Source organism: Streptomyces prasinopilosus, from assembly GCF_001419695.1.
Taxonomy (GTDB): domain Bacteria; phylum Actinomycetota; class Actinomycetes; order Streptomycetales; family Streptomycetaceae; genus Streptomyces; species Streptomyces prasinopilosus.
This window is the reverse complement of record NZ_LIRG01000901.1, coordinates 1-1189: the sequence shown is the minus strand read 5'-3', so window position 1 is coordinate 1189 and position 1189 is coordinate 1. Positions and strand designations below refer to the sequence as shown.

Genomic DNA, 1189 nt, shown 5'->3' with positions numbered 1-1189 from the left:
CGGTGCCGTGTTCGCCGCGCTCCGACAGGAGGAGGCGTTCTCGCGGCTCGTCGTGGACGACACGCGGATCATCGCACCGGGCCACGGCCTGGACGCGGGTCTGTTCGACGAGGACTACCTCGCGCCGTACATCGACGAGGTGTGGAGCACCTACACCGGACGCGACCTCAGGATCACCACCAACGCCGGGACCTTCACCGGCCGGGTGCGCGGCGGCCGGTTCACCTTCGACGGACCCGCCCAGGTCTCCTTCGGCAGGCCGTCCACCCGGGACGTCCTCTTCTGCGACGGGGCGCTCGCCGCCCCGAACGACGGCACGACCGGCCCGGTCGCCGCCGTGCTCGGCGCCGGCTTCAACCGTTCGACACTGCTCAGCCACCCCGACCAGCCGACCACCGACGCCTCGGCCTTCTACCGGACCGGGCTCACCAACCACTACTCCAGGGCCGTGCACACGGCCACGGAGGACGGCAGGGCGTACGGCTTCGCCTTCGACGACGTCGCCGACTTCGCCTCGTACATCCAGGACACGGCCCCCACGGGCGTGCGCCTGACGCTGTCGCCCTTCTGAGGCCGGCCCCGGAGTCCTGAAGGTCCGTGAGAGGGCCGGTGCCGGTCCCCGTCCGCGGTGCGCCGCGGGCGGGGACCGGCGTGGACACCGGGCCCACGGGACGCGGCGCCGGTGCGCCCGTGAGGAGCGCCCCGCCGCGGCGGGCAGGTTNNATGACCGCACCGGGGCCGCTACAGCCATCCGGACCCGAGGAGTCAGAGATGCCGACGTCCCAGCCCGAGGAGTCCCGGCCGCCCGAGGAGCGCACCACCCCGGACGGCCTGCTCCACGCCCGTACCGGCACCGATGTGTCGCCGGAGGACCTCGTCCTTGCCTCCGGCAAGGACCTCACCCCGCAGAATCTCGAATGGGCCAGGCGCAAGCTGGCGGAGGAAGGACCCGCCGCACTCGACAAGATCCTGCCCTGATCCCCGCCCCTCGAGCCCGGCTCCGGCGCTCGCCCGTCCCGCCCCCGGCTCCTCTTCCGGCCCGTCCGCGGCCGGCCCTCACGACGGCCCGTCCGTGGCCGCGCCCGCCGGGGCTTCCCGCCCCGGCGTCGGCGCGACCCTGACCCGGAGGTCGCCGACCGTGTGCGAGGGCCAGGCACGGGCGTAGCCGGGCGGGGTTCCGCCGGGGGCG

2 protein-coding genes are annotated in these 1189 nt (G+C 74.7%); both read left to right on the top strand.

The window, feature by feature from the left end; genetic code table 11:
* Positions 1–571: beta-1,3-glucanase family protein (locus AOK18_RS28190; RefSeq protein ID WP_240503345.1), on the top strand; the 571-nt coding region annotated here is incomplete at its 5' end.
* Between the two features lie 200 nt (positions 572–771).
* Positions 772–978, top strand: a complete 207-nt coding sequence (locus AOK18_RS28185) for a hypothetical protein (protein WP_055572252.1) — start codon at positions 772–774, stop codon at positions 976–978.
* Positions 979–1189: the final 211 nt, after the last annotated feature.